Source organism: Streptomyces sp. NPDC051183 (genome assembly GCF_040682455.1).
Taxonomy (GTDB): domain Bacteria; phylum Actinomycetota; class Actinomycetes; order Streptomycetales; family Streptomycetaceae; genus Streptomyces.
The window spans coordinates 40348-55926 of sequence record NZ_JBFBBA010000034.1 but is presented as its reverse complement, the minus strand read 5'-3'; the positions used below and the strand labels follow the sequence as shown (position 1 = coordinate 55926).

Below are 15579 nucleotides of genomic sequence, written 5' to 3'. Positions count from 1 at the left end.
CGGGCCCGCACCTGCTGGGCCGACTGCGGCGGCCGTGGCGGCCGGGCCGGCTGCGGCGGCTGTGGCCCACCACGGTCCGGGCGCGGGCCACCGCGGGCGCCTGCGCGGTGGTGGCCGTGGCCCTGGCGCTCGCCTCGTTCGCGCTGCTCGGGCTGCTCTCGGCCGATCTGCGGCGCAACGCGGAGAACGACGCCCGCCGCCAGGCTGAGACGGTGGCCCAGCTCGCCGCGGCCGGGCGGCTCGACCGCGTACGGCCCCCGGCCCGCGGGGTCGAGTTCGTCCAGGTCGTGGACGCCGACGGCCGGGTCGTCTTCGCCAGCCCGAACCTGGCGGGTCTTCCCGCCTTCCCCGCGGCCCGCCCTTCAGGACCGGGGACCCGCGTGCACACCTGGAAGGTCCGCCCGCTCGGGAGCGAGCACCGCCAGCGGGTCGTACAGGTCGTCACGGACACCCCGCAGGGCATGGCCACCGTCTACGCGGGGGCCTCCCTGCGCGACGCGGACGCCGCCGGCGACACCACGACCGCCGCGCTCGCGATCGGCGTACCCCTGCTGCTGGCCACCGTCGCGCTGGTCACCTGGCGGGTCACGGGCCGCGCGTTGAGGCCGGTCGAGGAGATCCGCGCCGAGGTCGCCGGGATCTCCGACCGCGACCTGCACCGCCGGGTGCCGGTGCCGGCCACCCGCGACGAGGTCGCCCGCCTGGCGGAGACGATGAACGCCACGCTGGACCGGCTGGAGGCCTCCGGCGTCCGCCAGCGGCAGTTCATCGCGGACGCCTCCCACGAGCTGCGCAGCCCCATCACCGTCCTGCGCACGCAGTTGGAGGTGGCCCTGGCCGTCCGGGATCCGCAGCTGTGGCCCGAGCTGATCAGCGGTGCCCTGGAGGACATCGAGCGGCTCCAGCAGCTCTCCTCCGACCTGCTGCTGCTCGCGCGCATCGACGCCGCCCAGCCCGTGGCAGCCGTCCGCCTGGTCCTGACCGACCTCGTGCAGAACACGGTGGGCGCCCGGCTCGGCGACCGCGTGCCCGTACGCACCGACCTGGCGGCCGGCGTGGAGGTGTCCGGGAGCGAGCTGTGGCTCGGCCGGGTCGTCACGAACCTCCTCGACAACGCCCAGCGGTTCGCGGACCGGGAGATCCGCGTCGTGCTGCGCACCGGCGGTGGGCAGCACGCGCGGACCGCCGTACTGGAAGTCACCGACGACGGGCCCGGAATCCCGCCGGAGGACCGGGAGCGGATCTTCGAGCGGTTCACGCGCCTCGACGACGCCCGCAGCCGCGACCACGGCGGGGCCGGGCTGGGGCTCGCCATCGCCCGGGACCTGACCGCCCACCACGGCGGCACCCTGACGGCCGAGGACTCCCCGCGCGGGGCCCGCTTCGTCGTCCGGCTGCCGCTGTCAGCCCCGGCGGGCGATCACCGGAAGTCGAGCATGTAGAAGACCTTGTCGTAGCGGCGTTCGCCGACGGCGACGAAGTCGGGCAGCCGCCCGTACTCGGTGAAGCCCAGCGACCGGTAGAGGTGCAGGGCGCCGCTGTTGTCGCCACGGGCGTCCAGGGTCAGCACCTCGATACCGGCCCGGCGGGCGTCGGCGATCAGAGCTTCGGTCAGCGCCCGTCCGACACCGTGCCCGTGCACCGCGCCGTCCACCGCGAGCTTCTCCAGATCTGCGTGCGGCCGATGGGTGGGCCGTGCGTAGCGCAGCCAGTACCCGAGCCCGACGAGCCGATCACCGAGGTACGCGGCACGCAGCGCCCCGTCCCCGGTCCGTGCGGCGGCGACGACGCGGCCGAGGAGTTCCTCCACCTCGCCGCGCGAGGGGGCTTCGACCCAGCCCAGCGCGGCCCCGTCCCGGACCAGGTCCGCGAGGATCCGGTGGGCCGACTCCACGAACGGGTCTCCCGGTTCAGCTTCGGAGCCCGGACCCCGTACGTGAAGGGCGATGGGTTCACCGGTCCCGCTGCTGATCATGGCCGTGTTCATGACCAGCAGCCTAAGGGCCGTCCGGGGAGGCAAGTGGGCGATCACCGGGGCGGGGGCGGGGGCGCGGCGGCGTGTCGGGGGAGGTCGGGGGCCGGCTGCGCCACGGTGGGACTTGTCGCCCCGACCCGAACGAGAGGTCCGCCATGACCGCCGAAGGCCCTTTGCACACCCACCGACGCACGCTGCTGCTGGCCGCCGGAAGCACCGCGATCACCGCCTTGGCATCCGCCTGCGCCGCGAGGCAGACCGGAACGGAGGCGGCGGGCCGGGCTCCCGCCGTGCAGGCCGCCGCCACGGGCCGGCCGTCCGGTCCGCCGCCCGCGTGCGTCCTCACGCCCAAGACCGGGGACGGCCCCTACTACACCCCCAAGAGCCAGATCCGGTCCGACGTCGTGGAGGACCGCGAAGGAGTTCCGCTGCGGCTGGACCTGAGCGTCGTCAAGGTCTCGCAGGGGTGCAAGCCGATGGCGAAGGTCGCCGTGGACGTCTGGCAGGCCGACGCCTCCGGCATCTACTCGCTGAACGGCGCCACGTACCTGCGCGGCACCCAGACCACCGACGAGAACGGCCGCGTGGTGTTCCGCACCATCGTGCCCGGCTGGTACGCGCACATCGCCCCGCACGTGCACTTCAAGGTGCGCCCCGACGGGCGCGGCGAGGTCGCCTCCCAGCTGTTCCTGCCCGAGGAACTGCTCAGGACGGTCTACGCGGGCGAGCCGTACTCCCGGCGCAAGGCACCCGCCCACCCCAACACCCGCGACGACCGGTACGCGGCCACGGGGCCGCAGATGACGCTGAGCCCCGTCGCGGACGGGGCCGGCTACCGGGCCTCGTTCGTGATCGGCATCTCCTGAGCGGATGCGGGGCGGTGTGGTTGGCTACGCCGTATGGGTCTCAGGCGAGTCTTTCCCGGGGGCAGGTCATGAGCGTCCGCCGCACGCCGCCTCCGTTCGATCCCGAACTGGGCGCCGTACTGGCGGCGTTGGGTGCGGAGGCGAGGGAGCCGGTCACCTCGGACAATCTTGCGGCGCTGCAGGAGCGCGACGCCTCGGCCCGGCCCAGGCCGACGGCCGAGGAACTGCGCGCCGACGGCCGTTTCGAGGTGGCGGAGTTGTCCGTGCCGGGGCCGCCGGACGGGCCGGACGTCACGCTCGTGAGCGCGCGCCCGGCCGGGCTCGCCGGGCCGCTGCCCCTGCTGTACTACATGCACGGCGGCGCGATGGTCATGGGCAACGCCTGGTCCGTGCTTCCGCGGATCCTTCGCGAGTGGGCCCTGCCACTGGAACTGGCGGTCGTCTCGGTCGAGTACCGGCTGGCCCCGCGGGCGCGGTACCCGCAGCCGCTGGAGGACTGCTACGCCGGGCTCGTCTGGGCGGCCGCGCACGCGGCCGAACTGGACATCGACGCGGACCGCATCGTCATCGGCGGGAAGAGCGCCGGCGGCGGCCTGGCCGCGGCCCTCGCCCTGCTGGCCCGTGACCGCGGCGGCCCGGAGGCCCTGGGGCAACTGCTGCTGTGCCCGATGCTCGACGACCGCGGCGCCACCTTCTCCGGCCGTCAGATGACGGGCATCGGCGTATGGGACCTCACCTCCAACGCGACCGCGTGGAAGGCACTGCTGGGTGAGCGCTACGGCGCCGCGGACCTGCCGCCCTACGCGGCCCCCGCGCGCGCCACGGACCTCGCGGGTCTTCCCCCGGCCTACGTCGAGGTCGGGTCTGCCGACATGTTCCGGGACGAGGACGTGGCGTACGCGAACGCCATCTGGCAGGCCGGCGGCCAGGCCGAACTGCACGTGTGGCCCGGCGCGTACCACGGCTTCGACGGCCTGGCCCCGAGGGCGGCCCTCAGCCTGGACGCGCGCGATGCCCGTACCCGCTGGCTCCGTCGCCTCCTCGCACAGTCCGGCCGGAGGGACCCGGCCGCCGGGTGAGCGGTGGCACCCCTGCACACAGCCTTCCGGGGGACTCCGCCGTCCTGGCCGGGCACAACGGTCCCTTCAGCGGCGGCGGGTCAGGGCGGCCGGGGCGCCGGCCGACTGCGCGCCTTCCGATTCGAGCGTCAACCGGTCCGGTTCCGCCATGGTCAGGACGTAGAGGTTGCCCCTGGGGCAGTCGATGGCGGCCGCGCGGTCGGTCGGGTGGCTGGTCGCTGCCGCGAGGACCACCGTGTTCTGCCGGATCTGCCGCAGCTCCAGGGCCTCCGTGCACCCCAGGTTCCGCCCGGTGGTGACCTCCTTGAGGTCGCTGACCTGCCGGCCCACGAGCTCGCCCACGGCCCCGGTGTACAGGGTGACCGTGACGGAGAACTCGCCCGTCCTGGCCCGGGTGATGCCGTCCGCGTCCGGCGTCCCCGGCCCGACGGCGGTCCACGTACCGGCCCACGACTCCGGCAGCGCGGACGGGGTCGAGGTCGGCGTGGCCGACGCGCCGGGAGGTACGGCCTTGTCACCGCGGCCGCCGTCGCCGCCGTCGCCGTCGCCGTTCCAGGGAAACCCGATCGGGAGCGCGACGACCGCCGCGAGCACGGCGGCACCGGCTGCCGCGCCCAGCAGCTGGGGCCGACGCGACGCCCATACGCCCCGCCACCCGGAGTTCACGGTGGACGGCAGCGGAGTGCCGGGTGCCGTGGCAGGCGGCGGGGGCGGGGCAATGGGCACCAGCACCGGCACCGGCACCGGCACCGGGCCGAACCCCCCGGGCGCGGCGGCGGGCGGCCGGGGTTCGTCGAGGAGTCGCCGGAGTTCGGCCTCCCGTCGGCCGACCTCCGCCGCCAGGGCCGGCCCCGCCGCTCCGCTCCAGTCCTCCCCCTCGGCGGCCCCGAGCCGCGCCCGCACCTCCTCGGCGGTCGGACGCCGCTGCGGGTCCTTCGCCAGGCACTCCCGTACCAGCGGGAGAAGTGACTGCGGCACACCGTCGAGAAGCGGCTCGTCGTGGACGATCCGGTACAGGAGGGCCGGGAGTTCCTGCTCCTCGCCGTGTGCCAGGAAGGGGCTGCGGCCGGTCGCCGCGTACACGAGGGCCGCGGCCAGGGAGAACACGTCCGCCGGCGCCGCGGTGACGGCGCCGGTCGCCTGCTCCGGCGCGAGGTAGCCGGGCGTGCCGATGACCGCGCCCGTCCGGGTGTGGCGCGGGTCGTGCACGGCGCGGGCGATGCCGAAGTCGATGAGGAAGGGCCGCTCCGCGCCCAGCAGCACGTTCGCCGGCTTGATGTCGCGGTGCACGACTCCCGCCGCCCGTACGGTGACGAGCGCGGCCGACAGCTCGCGGGCCAGGCACCGTACGGCAGGCTCCGGGAGCGGCCCGTTCCGGCGCACCCAGTCGCCCAGTGACGGTGCGGCGATGTACTCCGTGGCCAGCCACTGCGCGGGCTGCCCCGGCGGGCTGAAATCCACCACCGAGACCGTCCACGCGCAGCGCACGCGGTCGTTGGCGCGTATCTCCCGGGTGAACCGTTCGGCGAAGCCCGGCTGCCGGCTCAGGTCCCGGTGCACGGTCTTGAGTGCCAGCGGCCGGCCGGACGCCGTACGGGCGAGGAACACCTCGCCCATTCCCCCCTCGCCGAGCCGCGCCAGGAGTCGGTACCCGCCGATCTCCGGCGGGTCCCCGGGCCGCAAAGACTCCACCAACTCACCCCGCCCTCGACGCCGTTGCCGAGCAGCAGTGTACGGACCCGTCTCCCGCGGACGGCCTGCGACGGGCGGTCAGCCGCTGCGGGTCAGCGCGGCGTCGGCCGCGTCGAGGATGTTGCGGAAGGTACGGGTGATGACCGGCTTCGCGAGACGCCGGGTCAGGAAGGCGCCGACCAGGGGTACGGGGATCTCGGCGCGGGTCGTCCATTCGACCCGGGTGCCGCCCTCGACCTCGGTGAACGTCATGCGGCCGAACTCGTGCCTGGCAGGCGGCAGACTGCGCTCGACGACGTACTCGGTGGCGTACGGCGGCTCGTAGCGGGTGATGGTCTCCCGGAACCAGCCGATCAGCCAGAGGTGGCTGCGCACGGCGCCGACCCCGTAGGGCGCGGATTCGCCGTGCCGGGTCAGGCGGCAGCGCAGCACCATCGGCGAGCCCGTGTAGTTGGTGGTCGTGGTGAGCCAGGCGAACACGTCCTGGACCGGTGCGTCGATGACGCGTCCGACGGTCATGGTCTCCATGGTCAGTTGCCTCCTCTGTCGAGCGGGAGCACCGTCTCGGCGCGGTGCAGCTTGTCCGGGTTGCGCATGCCGTAGAGGCCGGTGATCCGTCCGTCGTGGATCTCGAACGCGACCAGCCAGTCGAGTTCGCCGCGGGTGACGAACCGTGCCGCCGGCATGCCGTTGTACGTGGCGTGCTCGATGCGGGTCTCGGTGGTGGTGGTGCGGAGCACGCCGAGGACGAACCGGGCGACGTCGGCGGGGCCGGTGATCGGGCGGTGGGCCGCGACGACCTTCCCGCCGCCGTCGGAGATCTGCACGACGTCGGGCGCCAGCAGGTCCATCAGCGTCTGGACTTCGCCGGACGTCGCCGCGTGCAGGAACCGCTGGACGATCTGCCGGGTGGCGTCGGTGTCGGGCTCGAAGCGGCGGCGCCGCGCATGGACGTGCCGGCGTGCGCGGTGGGCGATCTGGCGGACGGTGACCTCGGTCTTCCCGACCGAGGCCGCGATCTCGCCGTGGGTGTAGCCGAACACGTCGTGCAGCACGAACACCGCCCGCTCGGTCGGGTTCAGCGTCTCCAGGACGAGCATCATGGCCATGGACACCGACTCGGCCAGGATCACGTCCTCGCTCACCTCGGGCGCGGTACGGATGGGCTCGGGCAGCCAGGTGCCGACGTACTCCTCGCGCCGGGCCCTGAGCGTGCGCAGGTGGTTGAGGGCCTGCCGGGTCACCACGCGGACCAGGTAGGCGCGCGGATGCCCGACGGTGGCCTGATCGACCGCGCTCCACCGCAGGAAGCTCTCCTGCAGTACGTCCTCGGCGTCGGCGGCGCTGCCCAGCATCTCGTAGGCGAGGGTGAACAGCAGCGGGCGGTGTTCGGTGAAGGCGTCCTCGGCCGTCATGTACGGCTCCCCTCTTCGGCTGCCCATGGAGACACCTCGCACCGGCGGACCGTGACAGTCCTCTGGTGTGATCCGCTTCACAGGTTCGTCCGGCACGCATAATGGCACCGGCCGAACCCATGCACCGATCCGAGGGACGAAGAACCGGATGACCCTGAAGGAAGGCCAGCGGGTGGAGCTGGCTGCGGACACGAGGCTGACCGAGTTGCTTTCGGTGACGGGAGCGGTCGCCGGAGTCCTGTCTCTCGCGGCGGGCACCGAGGGCACCGTCGAGCGGGTGGTCGAGCACGACGAGCAGAGCCACGAGGTCCGCGAGTACCTGCGGCTGAAGTCGCTCCTGGACGCCTTCGGCCATGAGATGCCCACCGCGAGCAAGCGGCAGCTGGAGGAAGAGGTCGGCTCCCTCGAACCCGCATGGATCGCCTACCAGGAGCAGCGGGGGCGCGTGACGGTCCGCGTCCGCTTCGACAACGGGTTCGTCCTCGACGACGCGCACGAGAACCTCTTCGCTCCCGCCTGACTCCCCCGCCCGGCTCCCCCGACAGGAGGCCGCGGCTACCGGTCGAGCAGCGGCAGTACCCCGATGGCGTGGTCCTGCCAGATCCGGCGGGAGGTCTCCTCCGGGTACGCGGTGACCTCCGGCCGGGCGTCGAAGAGCTGCACGAGGCGTTGTCCGCTGTCGTACGCGGGCCAGCCGGGGTCGCCGTGGGTGGCGAACGCCGTCCACGCAGCGCGCATCCGGGCGGACAGTGCCTCCGCCTCCGGGGAGGGGCCTTCGCCGATCAGCACGGCGGGCTGGCCGCGGTCCAGGTTGCCGAAGACGAGCGGCACGTCGAGGCCGTGGCAGGCGCCGAACGCACCGCCCATGCCGGGGGCGGGCCAGGTCAGCTCGTAGACGTGGGCACGGCCGCCGGCGGCGGTCCGGGCCCGGGCGAGGTGGAGGCTCGGCATGCGGAACAGCCAGTCGGAGTGGACCAGTTCGTACAGCTCGTCCGGGCCCGCGGCCGGAAAGCCGTCGCGGTAGCGGCGCGCGCCGTCCCGGCCGGGGGCGAAGGCGTTCAGGGCGGCGTCGGCCTGCTCCTGTGTGACCTGGCCGAGCAGGCCGTCGAGCGCGGTGAACAGCCGCTGTTCGTCGCGGGTGTGGCCGACGAGGAGTTCCACGTCCCGGGCAGCGCCGTCGGCCAGGGCCTGCCACGGGGTGACGGGCAGCGCGTCACCGTCGACGACAGGCGCGAAGGGGATCGACCGGTGTGCGGCCAGGCCCCAGCGGTCCGCCCAGCGGTCCATCTTGGCGCCGACCGCATCACCGGCGGCCGACAGCCGGGCCGGTGCCACCGCGGCCAGGTCGGCCGCCGTGGGCCTCAGCCCCAGCTCGGCGGCGCAGGAACCGGCGATGTCGGCGGCGAGTTCCGGGGCGAAGAACGTGCCCTGCGCGCTCTGTGCGACGGCCCGGCCGAAGAGCCCGGCCGCGCTCGGCATCGCCAGCAGCGCGGCGACGGATCCGGCTCCCGCCGACTGACCGAAGACCGTGACGCGGTCCGGGTCGCCGCCGAAGCCCCGGATGTTGTCACGCACCCACTCCAGGGCGGCGATCTGGTCGAGCAGGCCCCGGTTGGCGGGGGCTCCCTCGATCTGCCCGAACCCTTCGAGGCCGACACGGTAGTTGAACGTCACCACGACGACGCCGCCGTCCCGCGCGAGGCGGCCTCCGTCGTATTCGGGGAGGCCGGACATGCCGATCGTGTACGCGCCGCCGTGGATCCACACCATGACCGCCAGCCCCGCGCCCGGGCCCGGGTCGGGCGACCAGACGTTGACCGTCAGCCAGTCGTCGCCCGCCGAGTCCTGCGCCAGCGCGTCCATGCCGAAGGCGCCGCCCTGAGGGGGCGGAGGTCCGTACGACACCGCTGCCCGCACCCCGTCCCATGCCTGTGCCGGCCGCGGCGCGGCGAACCGCAGCGGGCCGACCGGCGGCTCGGCGAACGGGATGCCGCGGAAGACCGCCACGCCCGCCTCCCGGGTGCCGTGGAGCGCCCCCGCCGCGGTGCGGGCCTCGGGACGGGACCCGGACGTGTCGGACGCGGTTTCGGTCATCACAGCTCCTCCTCGGGGCGGGCGGAGCGCGATCACAGGGTTTCGCGGCAGCCCGGACGCACCGGATCATTCCGCTGCGCCGCGGTGCGCGCCAGCGATTTACGGGCGACCCGGGTCGTCCGGCCGGAGTTCACGCGGCGCTCTGCTCCGGACCGGTCCCCGCGAAGCCGTGCCGGTGGTCGGCGGCCTCGGCCGCGGCCAGTGCCTGCTCCCAGTCGCCGGTGCGCTCTTCCCGGGCCCGGTCCACGAGCCAGTCGACGGCGCGGGCGGCGCGTTCGGCCCGGTCGAGCTTGGCCGACACCGCGTCCTCGATCCAGGCGGACACCGAGCCGGCCGGGCTCTCCTTCACCATGGCCTCGATCGCTTCCACCTTGTCGGCGTCGATCGTGATGGTCACCTGCTTCTTCGCCATACCGGCACCATACCGATGCCGTACCCGGGGCACCGGGCCTTTGGCCGACGAGCGCCAGGGCCGCGGCCACCGTCTCCTCCAGGGTGCCGAGGACCGGTACGCCGTGTCGTCGGGCGACGTGGACGAGGTAACGGTTGCGCTCCGGGGTCGGGCAGTCCGGCGGGCAGCCGAGCACCGCCTTGCCGGTGCCGACGTCCAGGCCGAACTCGACGTTCGTGGTGAAGCCGGGCATGTGGGCCGGGTCCCGGGGGATCCAGAAGAGGATCGCGTCGGCGCCCGCCCTGGCGTCGGTCTCCCAGTCGGTCCCCGCGGCGGCGGACGCCGTTGTCGCGGGGACGCCCGGCACACCGTTGCGGGGTCGGCTACGGCGCGATCGGGAGCTGGCGCTTGTGCTCGGTGAGGCGGTAGCGGCGGACGATCGTGTCGAAGGCCTGCTCGGCGACCGGCTTGCCCTCCAGGAAGTCGTCGATGTCGTCGTACGTGACACCGAGCGCGTCCTCGTCGGCCTTGCCCGGGTCCAGGGTCTCCAGGTCCGCCGTCGGGGTCTTCCAGACCAGTTCGGCGGGGGCGCCCAGGGTGTCGGCGACGGCCCGCACCCGGCGCTTGGTCAGGCCGGTCAGCGGGACCAGGTCGGCCGCGCCGTCGCCGAACTTGGTGAAGAAGCCGGAGACCGCCTCGGCCGCGTGGTCGGTGCCGACGACCAGGCCGTCGTGCGCGCCGGCCACGGCGTACTGGGCGATCATGCGCTGGCGGGCCTTGATGTTGCCCTGCACGAAGTCCTGGTGGTGGGCGTCCCGGAAGGCAGTGCCGCCGGCCAGTGCGGCGTCCAGCGCGGCGTCGCTCGCGGGCTTGACGTCCACGGTCAGCACGCGGTCGGCGTTGATGAAGCCGAGGGCGAGCTGGGCGTCCTTCTCGTCGGCCTGGACGCCGTAGGGCAGCCGCATGGCGTAGAAGGTCGCGTCGTGGCCGGCCGCGCGGGCCCGCTCCACGGCGAGCTGGCAGAGCCGGCCGGCGGTGGTCGAGTCCACTCCGCCGCTGATGCCGAGCACGAGGGAGCGCAGGCCGGTGGAGGTGAGCCGCTCGGTGAGGAAGGCCACCCGGCGCTCGATCTCCCGCTGCGCGTCGAAGGTCTCCGACACCTGGAGTTCCCGGGCGATCTCCTGCTGCAGGGCGGTGGACGCCGGCTGGCTCACTGCTGCTCCTCGTGCTCGTCCGCGCTGCGTGGTGCGCGGTTCGTCGTTCGCGGTTCATGGTCCGTGGGGCACTGCCCCGCCGACGACCCTAGTCGAAGCGCCGGGCGCCGAGTCCGTCAGTGCGCGAGCTCGACGGTCACGTGCGGGGCGAGCGCCCGGAGGAAGTCCGCCGCGTCGAACATCGCGCCGGCCGAGGCCAGGCCCGTCGTGCGCGTCCGCCCGGCCAGGATCCGCTGGACGGCCTCCACCACCAGGGGTGCGGTGACCGCGTAGATGTCCCGGCCTCGGGCAGTGGCGCGGCGCTCGACGCCTCCCGCGCGGACCAGGACGTCGACGACGAAGATCTGGTCGGAGCGTCCGCCGGCGTCGACCGGCTCCGGCGCCGGCGTCGCCTCCTCGGCCAGGTCCTGCGCGGCTTCGACGGTCATGTAGGTGAGGACCTCGGGGACGGCCAAGTGGCTGGGAACGGTGACGACATCGGCCATGGTGAACTCCGCGATCACCCTGCGCCGGCCCAGCGGCTCCGGGAACAGCCAGTCCGTGTGCGAGACCTCGTCGTCGTGGTACCGCAGCGCACCGTCCGCGAACCGGACCCGGCGGCCCGCGCGGCGCCGGTGGGACACCTCGCCCGCGGCCCGGGTGCCCGCCGTGGGGTGCCAGTTGTTCAGCCCGTACGCGACGTGCACCTCGTCGGCGGCGGTCAGGTCCCCCATCGCCGCGGTCACCAGCAGGTCGCCCAGGCCGCCGTAGAAGGCCATCGCCGGCACCACGGGCGTCTGCGTCTTGCCGGCCGCTTCCGCGTAGTCGGCGAACATCGACGCGTTCGCCTCGATCTCGGCCGCCACGTCGAGGTACGGGATCCCCGCGCGCAGGGCCGCCTCGACGACCGGGCCCGCGGTCACCGCGAACGGTCCGGCGCAGTTGATGACGGCCGCCGCCGCGGCGAGGGCCCGGTCCAGGGCCCCCGGGTCGTCCACGGCGGCCGGCCGTACCACCACGTCTCCCCACACGGCGGCCAGTTCCTCCAACCGCGCCGCGTCGCGGCCGGAGACGACGGTGGCGACACCCCGCCTGCGCAGCTCGGCGACGACGAAGCGACCCGTGTGCCCTGTTGCCCCGTAAACCACTACCGCAGCCGTCGTACTCATTGCTCTCCCCGTTCTCGGTGTTCCGATGTGTCCAGTCTCGACTCGGGCGCGACCCGGCCGTGATGGTCCGGAACGACAACACCCGTACACTTTCGGACATGCCAACTGTCGCCCTGCTGGCCGCCGGTCACCTGCTGCACTTCGAGCTGGCGGTGGCCTACGAGATCTTCGGCAATCCCCCGCGCGAGGCTGCGGAGGGTTGGTACGACGTACGGCTCTGCGGTCCCGGGCCCGTCCGGGTCGGCCCGTTCACGGTCGAGCCCGACCACGGGCTGGAGCACCTGGCCGGTGCCGACACCGTGATCGTGCCCGCGTGGGCCGACATCGACGATCCGCCGCCGCCGGAGGTGATCGACGCCGTACGCGCGGCCCACGAGGCGGGCGCGCGGGTCGCCTCCCTGTGCACCGGGGCCTTCGTGCTCGGCGCCGCGGGCCTGCTGGACGGCCGGCGGGCCACCACCCACTGGGCCCACACCGCGGAACTGAGTGCACGCCATCCGCGGGCCCTGGTCGACCCGGACGTGCTCTACACGGACAACGGCAGCGTGCTCACGGCCGCGGGCAAGGCAGCCGCCGTGGACCTCTGCCTCCACCTGGTCCACCTCGACCACGGCGCCGCCGTCGCCAACTCCGTCGCGCGCCGCCTCGTCATGCCGCCGCACCGGCCCGGCGGGCAGGCGCAGTTCGTGGCCACGCCGGTGCAGGTCCGCGGGGAGCACGTGCTGTCCCATCTGTTCGCCTGGGTCCAGGAGCGGCTGGACCAGCCGCTGACGGTGACCGACATGGCGCGAAGGGCCAGTACGAGCCCCCGCAATCTGGGCCGGCAGTTCCGGTCGGTGATCGGGCAGACTCCGCTCCAGTGGCTCCTGACCCAGCGCGTACGCCGCGCCCAGGAGCTGCTGGAGACCACCGACGAGAGCATCGAGGCGGTTGCCGTCGCCACGGGCATGGGAACCGCCACGACGCTTCGGCGGCAGTTCAAGCGGACCGTCGGGGTCCCGCCCGACACCTACCGGCGCTCGTTCCGCAGTGCAAATCAATCACAGTTGAGTTAATCCAATCCATGATTGATTCCTGGATGGTTCGCCGCTACCGTCTCCCCCGGAGGGCCGCCCGAGTGGCGGGGCATCCCGGCAGGGGGCAGGGGTGCCGATGGGCGCTACGCGTTCGCCCGCGATGTGGACCGGGTCCCGTCGCAGCGGCCTTCAGCCCTTCATTTCGTGGATTCCAGGACCGCGTCTCCGCGCGCGGCCCACCTGCACCGGAGGAAGACACGAGATCCCCGGTGGCGCGGGCGGCGTCAAGGACGTCTCCGCATCCATGGTCAACAACGTCCTGCACGTCCAGATCATCGGCTCGGAGGGCGCCCTCTACACGCAGACCGGCGACTACAACGCCGGCCGCTGGAACACCACCTGGACCCCCGTCGCCGGAGTCACGGGTCTGACCAACATCACGAGCGTCAAGGCGGACCCGTACGTCCGCCTGGTCGGCATCGCCAACGGCAAGGCCTACGGCCGTGACCTCGACACCCGCACGGGCAACTGGTCCGTGTGGGGCGAGATCCCCGGCGGCATCACCGGCGTCAAGGACATCGCCTCCGCCCGCGTCGGCCACACCGTCCAGGTCCAGGTCATCGGCTCCGACGGCGCCCTGTACAACCAGAGCGCCGACTACCTCGCCGGGATGTGGAAGCCGTCCTGGACCAGGATCGGCGGCACCGGTCTGACCCGCATCGCCAGCACCCCCGCCGCGAACAACGTCCACGTCTACGGCACCGGCACCGACGGCAAGGTCCGCAACACCACCTTCGACACCGTCGTGGGCAACTGGACCAACTGGCGCGAGATCCCCGGCACCCTCACGGGCGCCGCCGACCTCACCGCCATCGCCAAGTAGGATCCAGCAAAGCCGGCCCCGTCCGGCCCCGGGACCAGCGGTCCCGGGGCCGGACGGGGCCACGCCGCATCAGCGGCACCCGCACCGCCCTTCGCAAAGGAACCCCGCGTGATACCCCGCGCCCGGAATACCCTCATCGCCCTCGCCTCCGTGATCGGCCTCGCCGGCCTCGGAGCGTCGGCCCTCGCCGTGACCCAGCCCGCCGGTGCCGCCACCGCCGGCGCGGATTCGATTCCGTACGCGGTCGAGGACTTCCCGCACACCCTGCAGGTCATGTCCTGGAACATGTGCGGGCCGCAGCGCTCGACCTACAACTGCGACGGCACCGGCACCCCCTCGGAGAAGACCGACGTGGTCACCTCCCAGGTGGCCGTGAACCGCGTCGAGGCCGTCCTGCTCCAGGAGGTCTGCGAGGACGACCTCACCCTGCTCATGAGCAAGCTCGGGCCGGGCTGGAGCAGTACGTTCGAGACGTACCAGTGGCTGTTCAACGACGGGACCAGGAAGAACAGCCGCTGTGGCGAGGACACCGGGCGCGCCGACCGGCTCGGCACCGCCATCGTCGCCAAGGGGCAGATGAACGACGCCCGCCCGTACCCGACCACCCAGCCCACGGCCGGGCAGCAGACTCCCTTCCACTGCGCCACCGCGGCGAAGTGGGACGTACGGCTGTGCACGGTCCACGCGACCCGCGTCGGCGCCAACCCCAACGACCCCAAGGCGGACTCGCGCGGGCAGCAGTTCGCCGAGATCAAGGCGATCGTCGACACCTTCCCCCGCACCGTGTTCGGCGGGGACTTCAACTCCCGATCCCCCGACGACCCCAAGAACACCGCGCCCGCCGTGTGGCCCGCCGGCCTGTACTCCACCGGACCCGGCACCCCCGGCTACCTGGAGTGCGACCAGAACGGCACCTCGCGCACCGGACGCCCCACCTTCGGCGCCGAAGTCAAGATCGACTACATCTTCAGCAACCAGGCCAGGAACTGGTGCACCGTCACCCCCACCGACAAGTCCGACCACCGGATCCTGATCGAAAGCGTGACCGTCGGCGGCTGACCCGCCCGACGGCCCGTACGGGGCCACCGGTGCGAGCAGGGGGAGGCGCGTGCCCGACCGCCCTCCCCCTACGTCTCCAGGCGGGCCTTGATGAGGTACTCCGCCTCCTCGGAGAGCCGCTGCCTCCGCTCGTCCCCGTGGACGTGTCGGAGCTCCCCGCGCAGCGCGAGCTCGGTGCGCAGCACCGTCCCCCTGGGCACCGGTACGCGCTGGCCGGGCCGCTCGGTGTACGGCTGGAGCTCGGCGGCGAGGGCGTGGGCGTCGTCGGAGGCCCCGCGCCTGAGGGAGAGGAACACCCGGGCGAGCCAGTCGGCCGGGATCTGCACCATGAAGTCGGTCATGCAGAGGGCAACGACCCACCCCGCCTCCACGTGACGGCGAACAACCCACACGGCCGCGCGTCCGCCCCCGACGGCCGTGCAGCGGGGCTCAGGCCCCGGGGCGCTCGGTGAGCAGAGTCGCGAGGCGGTCCAGGAATGCGGTGAGCCGCGTCCACCGCGCAGGGCGACAGGTCGTGCGTCAACTCCGCGGCGTCCTTGCGCAGTTGTTCCTCCCAGGCACCGGCCCGTTCCCGCAGCCGGGGCAGGCCCGGCGGGGCGGGGACGGCCAGTCGGTGACTGATCCGGCCCGCGACCGCCGCGAGTTCGTCGCCGTCCTCGACCTCGGCCAGGGTCGAGGTCCGGACCGCTCCAGCAGCACCACGGCGAGCGCCTCCCAGTCCCGGTCCCCGGCCCTGACGGCCCCGAC

Annotated in this window: 16 protein-coding genes and 1 pseudogene; 7 read left to right on the top strand and 10 right to left on the bottom strand. The window is 73.5% G+C overall.

The features are described from left to right. Window positions 1-50 precede the first annotated feature (50 nt). The gene (locus AB0M99_RS27125; protein WP_365924861.1) at window positions 51-1442 is read left to right on the top strand and encodes an ATP-binding protein; all 1392 of its coding nucleotides are present in this window, start codon (window positions 51-53) and stop codon (window positions 1440-1442) included. On the opposite strand, the gene AB0M99_RS27120 is transcribed toward AB0M99_RS27125, so the two are convergent. Further along, complete coding sequence (locus AB0M99_RS27120; protein WP_365924803.1) at window positions 1421-1987, bottom strand: N-acetyltransferase; 567 nt, start codon at window positions 1985-1987, stop codon at window positions 1421-1423. The genes AB0M99_RS27125 and AB0M99_RS27120 overlap by 22 nt on opposite strands. A 143-nt stretch (window positions 1988-2130) precedes the next feature. Here AB0M99_RS27120 and AB0M99_RS27115 point away from each other — a divergent pair, with 143 nt between their 5' ends. Together AB0M99_RS27115 and AB0M99_RS27110 are read left to right on the top strand one after the other, a co-directional pair. Next, the gene (locus tag AB0M99_RS27115; protein WP_365924801.1) at window positions 2131-2841 is read left to right on the top strand and encodes an intradiol ring-cleavage dioxygenase; all 711 of its coding nucleotides are present in this window, start codon (window positions 2131-2133) and stop codon (window positions 2839-2841) included. A 68-nt stretch (window positions 2842-2909) separates the two neighbouring features. Then, on the top strand, window positions 2910-3920 hold the full coding sequence (locus AB0M99_RS27110) for an alpha/beta hydrolase (RefSeq protein WP_365924799.1): 1011 nt from the start codon (window positions 2910-2912) through the stop codon (window positions 3918-3920). Between the two features lie 66 nt (window positions 3921-3986). Here AB0M99_RS27110 and AB0M99_RS27105 read toward each other — a convergent pair whose 3' ends face one another. The 3 genes from AB0M99_RS27105 to AB0M99_RS27095 form a co-directional block, all read right to left on the bottom strand. Then, entirely contained in the window at window positions 3987-5612 is a 1626-nt protein-coding gene (locus tag AB0M99_RS27105; protein ID WP_365924797.1) for a serine/threonine-protein kinase, read from the bottom strand. Between the two features lie 78 nt (window positions 5613-5690). Next, the gene (locus AB0M99_RS27100) at window positions 5691-6140 is read right to left on the bottom strand and encodes an SRPBCC family protein (RefSeq protein ID WP_365924795.1); all 450 of its coding nucleotides are present in this window, start codon (window positions 6138-6140) and stop codon (window positions 5691-5693) included. Window positions 6141-6142: 2 nt separating this feature from the next. Then, window positions 6143-7054, bottom strand: coding sequence for an RNA polymerase sigma-70 factor (locus AB0M99_RS27095; RefSeq protein WP_365924793.1), 912 nt, complete (start codon window positions 7052-7054; stop codon window positions 6143-6145). Between the two features lie 121 nt (window positions 7055-7175). Between AB0M99_RS27095 and AB0M99_RS27090 the strand changes: the two genes are divergently transcribed. Then, window positions 7176-7547, top strand: a complete 372-nt coding sequence (locus tag AB0M99_RS27090) for a hypothetical protein (RefSeq protein ID WP_365924791.1) — start codon at window positions 7176-7178, stop codon at window positions 7545-7547. 35 nt (window positions 7548-7582) lie between these two features. On the opposite strand, the gene AB0M99_RS27085 is transcribed toward AB0M99_RS27090, so the two are convergent. The 4 genes from AB0M99_RS27085 to AB0M99_RS27070 all read right to left on the bottom strand — a co-directional run bounded on the left by AB0M99_RS27085 (window position 7583) and on the right by AB0M99_RS27070 (window position 11874). Further along, window positions 7583-9121 carry a carboxylesterase family protein gene (locus AB0M99_RS27085; protein WP_365924789.1) on the bottom strand — a complete coding sequence of 513 codons (1539 nt, stop codon included), beginning with the start codon at window positions 9119-9121 and terminating at the stop codon, window positions 7583-7585. Between the two features lie 130 nt (window positions 9122-9251). After that, a complete protein-coding gene (locus tag AB0M99_RS27080) occupies window positions 9252-9533 on the bottom strand; it encodes a hypothetical protein (RefSeq protein ID WP_365924787.1) in 282 nt (93 codons plus the stop codon). A 362-nt stretch (window positions 9534-9895) separates the two neighbouring features. Then, window positions 9896-10726, bottom strand: coding sequence for an ammonia-dependent NAD(+) synthetase (gene nadE / locus AB0M99_RS27075; RefSeq protein ID WP_365924785.1), 831 nt, complete (start codon window positions 10724-10726; stop codon window positions 9896-9898). 116 nt (window positions 10727-10842) lie between these two features. Then, window positions 10843-11874 (bottom strand): saccharopine dehydrogenase NADP-binding domain-containing protein, encoded by a 1032-nt coding sequence (locus tag AB0M99_RS27070; RefSeq protein ID WP_365924783.1) that lies wholly within the window; start codon window positions 11872-11874, stop codon window positions 10843-10845. A 98-nt stretch (window positions 11875-11972) separates the two neighbouring features. Between AB0M99_RS27070 and AB0M99_RS27065 the strand changes: the two genes are divergently transcribed. From AB0M99_RS27065 to AB0M99_RS27055, 3 genes are all read left to right on the top strand, one after another. Further along, window positions 11973-12929 carry a helix-turn-helix domain-containing protein gene (locus AB0M99_RS27065; RefSeq protein WP_365924781.1) on the top strand — a complete coding sequence of 319 codons (957 nt, stop codon included), beginning with the start codon at window positions 11973-11975 and terminating at the stop codon, window positions 12927-12929. Window positions 12930-13194: 265 nt separating this feature from the next. Further along, entirely contained in the window at window positions 13195-13773 is a 579-nt protein-coding gene (locus AB0M99_RS27060) for a hypothetical protein (RefSeq protein ID WP_365924778.1), read from the top strand. 108 nt (window positions 13774-13881) lie between these two features. Then, complete coding sequence (locus AB0M99_RS27055) at window positions 13882-14832, top strand: endonuclease/exonuclease/phosphatase family protein (protein ID WP_365924776.1); 951 nt, start codon at window positions 13882-13884, stop codon at window positions 14830-14832. A gap of 68 nt (window positions 14833-14900) precedes the next feature. Here the strand turns inward: AB0M99_RS27055 and AB0M99_RS27050 are convergent, their stop codons facing one another. Together AB0M99_RS27050 and AB0M99_RS27045 are read right to left on the bottom strand one after the other, a co-directional pair. Then, a complete protein-coding gene (locus tag AB0M99_RS27050; protein ID WP_365924774.1) occupies window positions 14901-15173 on the bottom strand; it encodes a hypothetical protein in 273 nt (90 codons plus the stop codon). 143 nt (window positions 15174-15316) lie between these two features. Beyond that, a pseudogene (locus AB0M99_RS27045) lies at window positions 15317-15576 on the bottom strand (kinase); the annotation flags it as partial. Window positions 15577-15579: the final 3 nt, after the last annotated feature.

Coding starts and splice junctions, on each gene's coding strand:
- AB0M99_RS27100 (WP_365924795.1), bottom strand. CDS start 6,140: ATGGAGACCATGACCGTCGGACGCGTCATCGACGCACCGGTCCAGGAC.
- AB0M99_RS27120 (WP_365924803.1), bottom strand. CDS start 1,987: ATGAACACGGCCATGATCAGCAGCGGGACCGGTGAACCCATCGCCCTT.
- AB0M99_RS27095 (WP_365924793.1), bottom strand. CDS start 7,054: ATGGGCAGCCGAAGAGGGGAGCCGTACATGACGGCCGAGGACGCCTTC.
- AB0M99_RS27080 (WP_365924787.1), bottom strand. CDS start 9,533: ATGGCGAAGAAGCAGGTGACCATCACGATCGACGCCGACAAGGTGGAA.
- AB0M99_RS27110 (WP_365924799.1), top strand. CDS start 2,910: ATGAGCGTCCGCCGCACGCCGCCTCCGTTCGATCCCGAACTGGGCGCC.
- AB0M99_RS27090 (WP_365924791.1), top strand. CDS start 7,176: ATGACCCTGAAGGAAGGCCAGCGGGTGGAGCTGGCTGCGGACACGAGG.
- AB0M99_RS27070 (WP_365924783.1), bottom strand. CDS start 11,874: ATGAGTACGACGGCTGCGGTAGTGGTTTACGGGGCAACAGGGCACACG.
- AB0M99_RS27060 (WP_365924778.1), top strand. CDS start 13,195: ATGGTCAACAACGTCCTGCACGTCCAGATCATCGGCTCGGAGGGCGCC.
- AB0M99_RS27115 (WP_365924801.1), top strand. CDS start 2,131: ATGACCGCCGAAGGCCCTTTGCACACCCACCGACGCACGCTGCTGCTG.
- AB0M99_RS27065 (WP_365924781.1), top strand. CDS start 11,973: ATGCCAACTGTCGCCCTGCTGGCCGCCGGTCACCTGCTGCACTTCGAG.
- AB0M99_RS27085 (WP_365924789.1), bottom strand. CDS start 9,121: ATGACCGAAACCGCGTCCGACACGTCCGGGTCCCGTCCCGAGGCCCGC.
- AB0M99_RS27050 (WP_365924774.1), bottom strand. CDS start 15,173: ATGACCGACTTCATGGTGCAGATCCCGGCCGACTGGCTCGCCCGGGTG.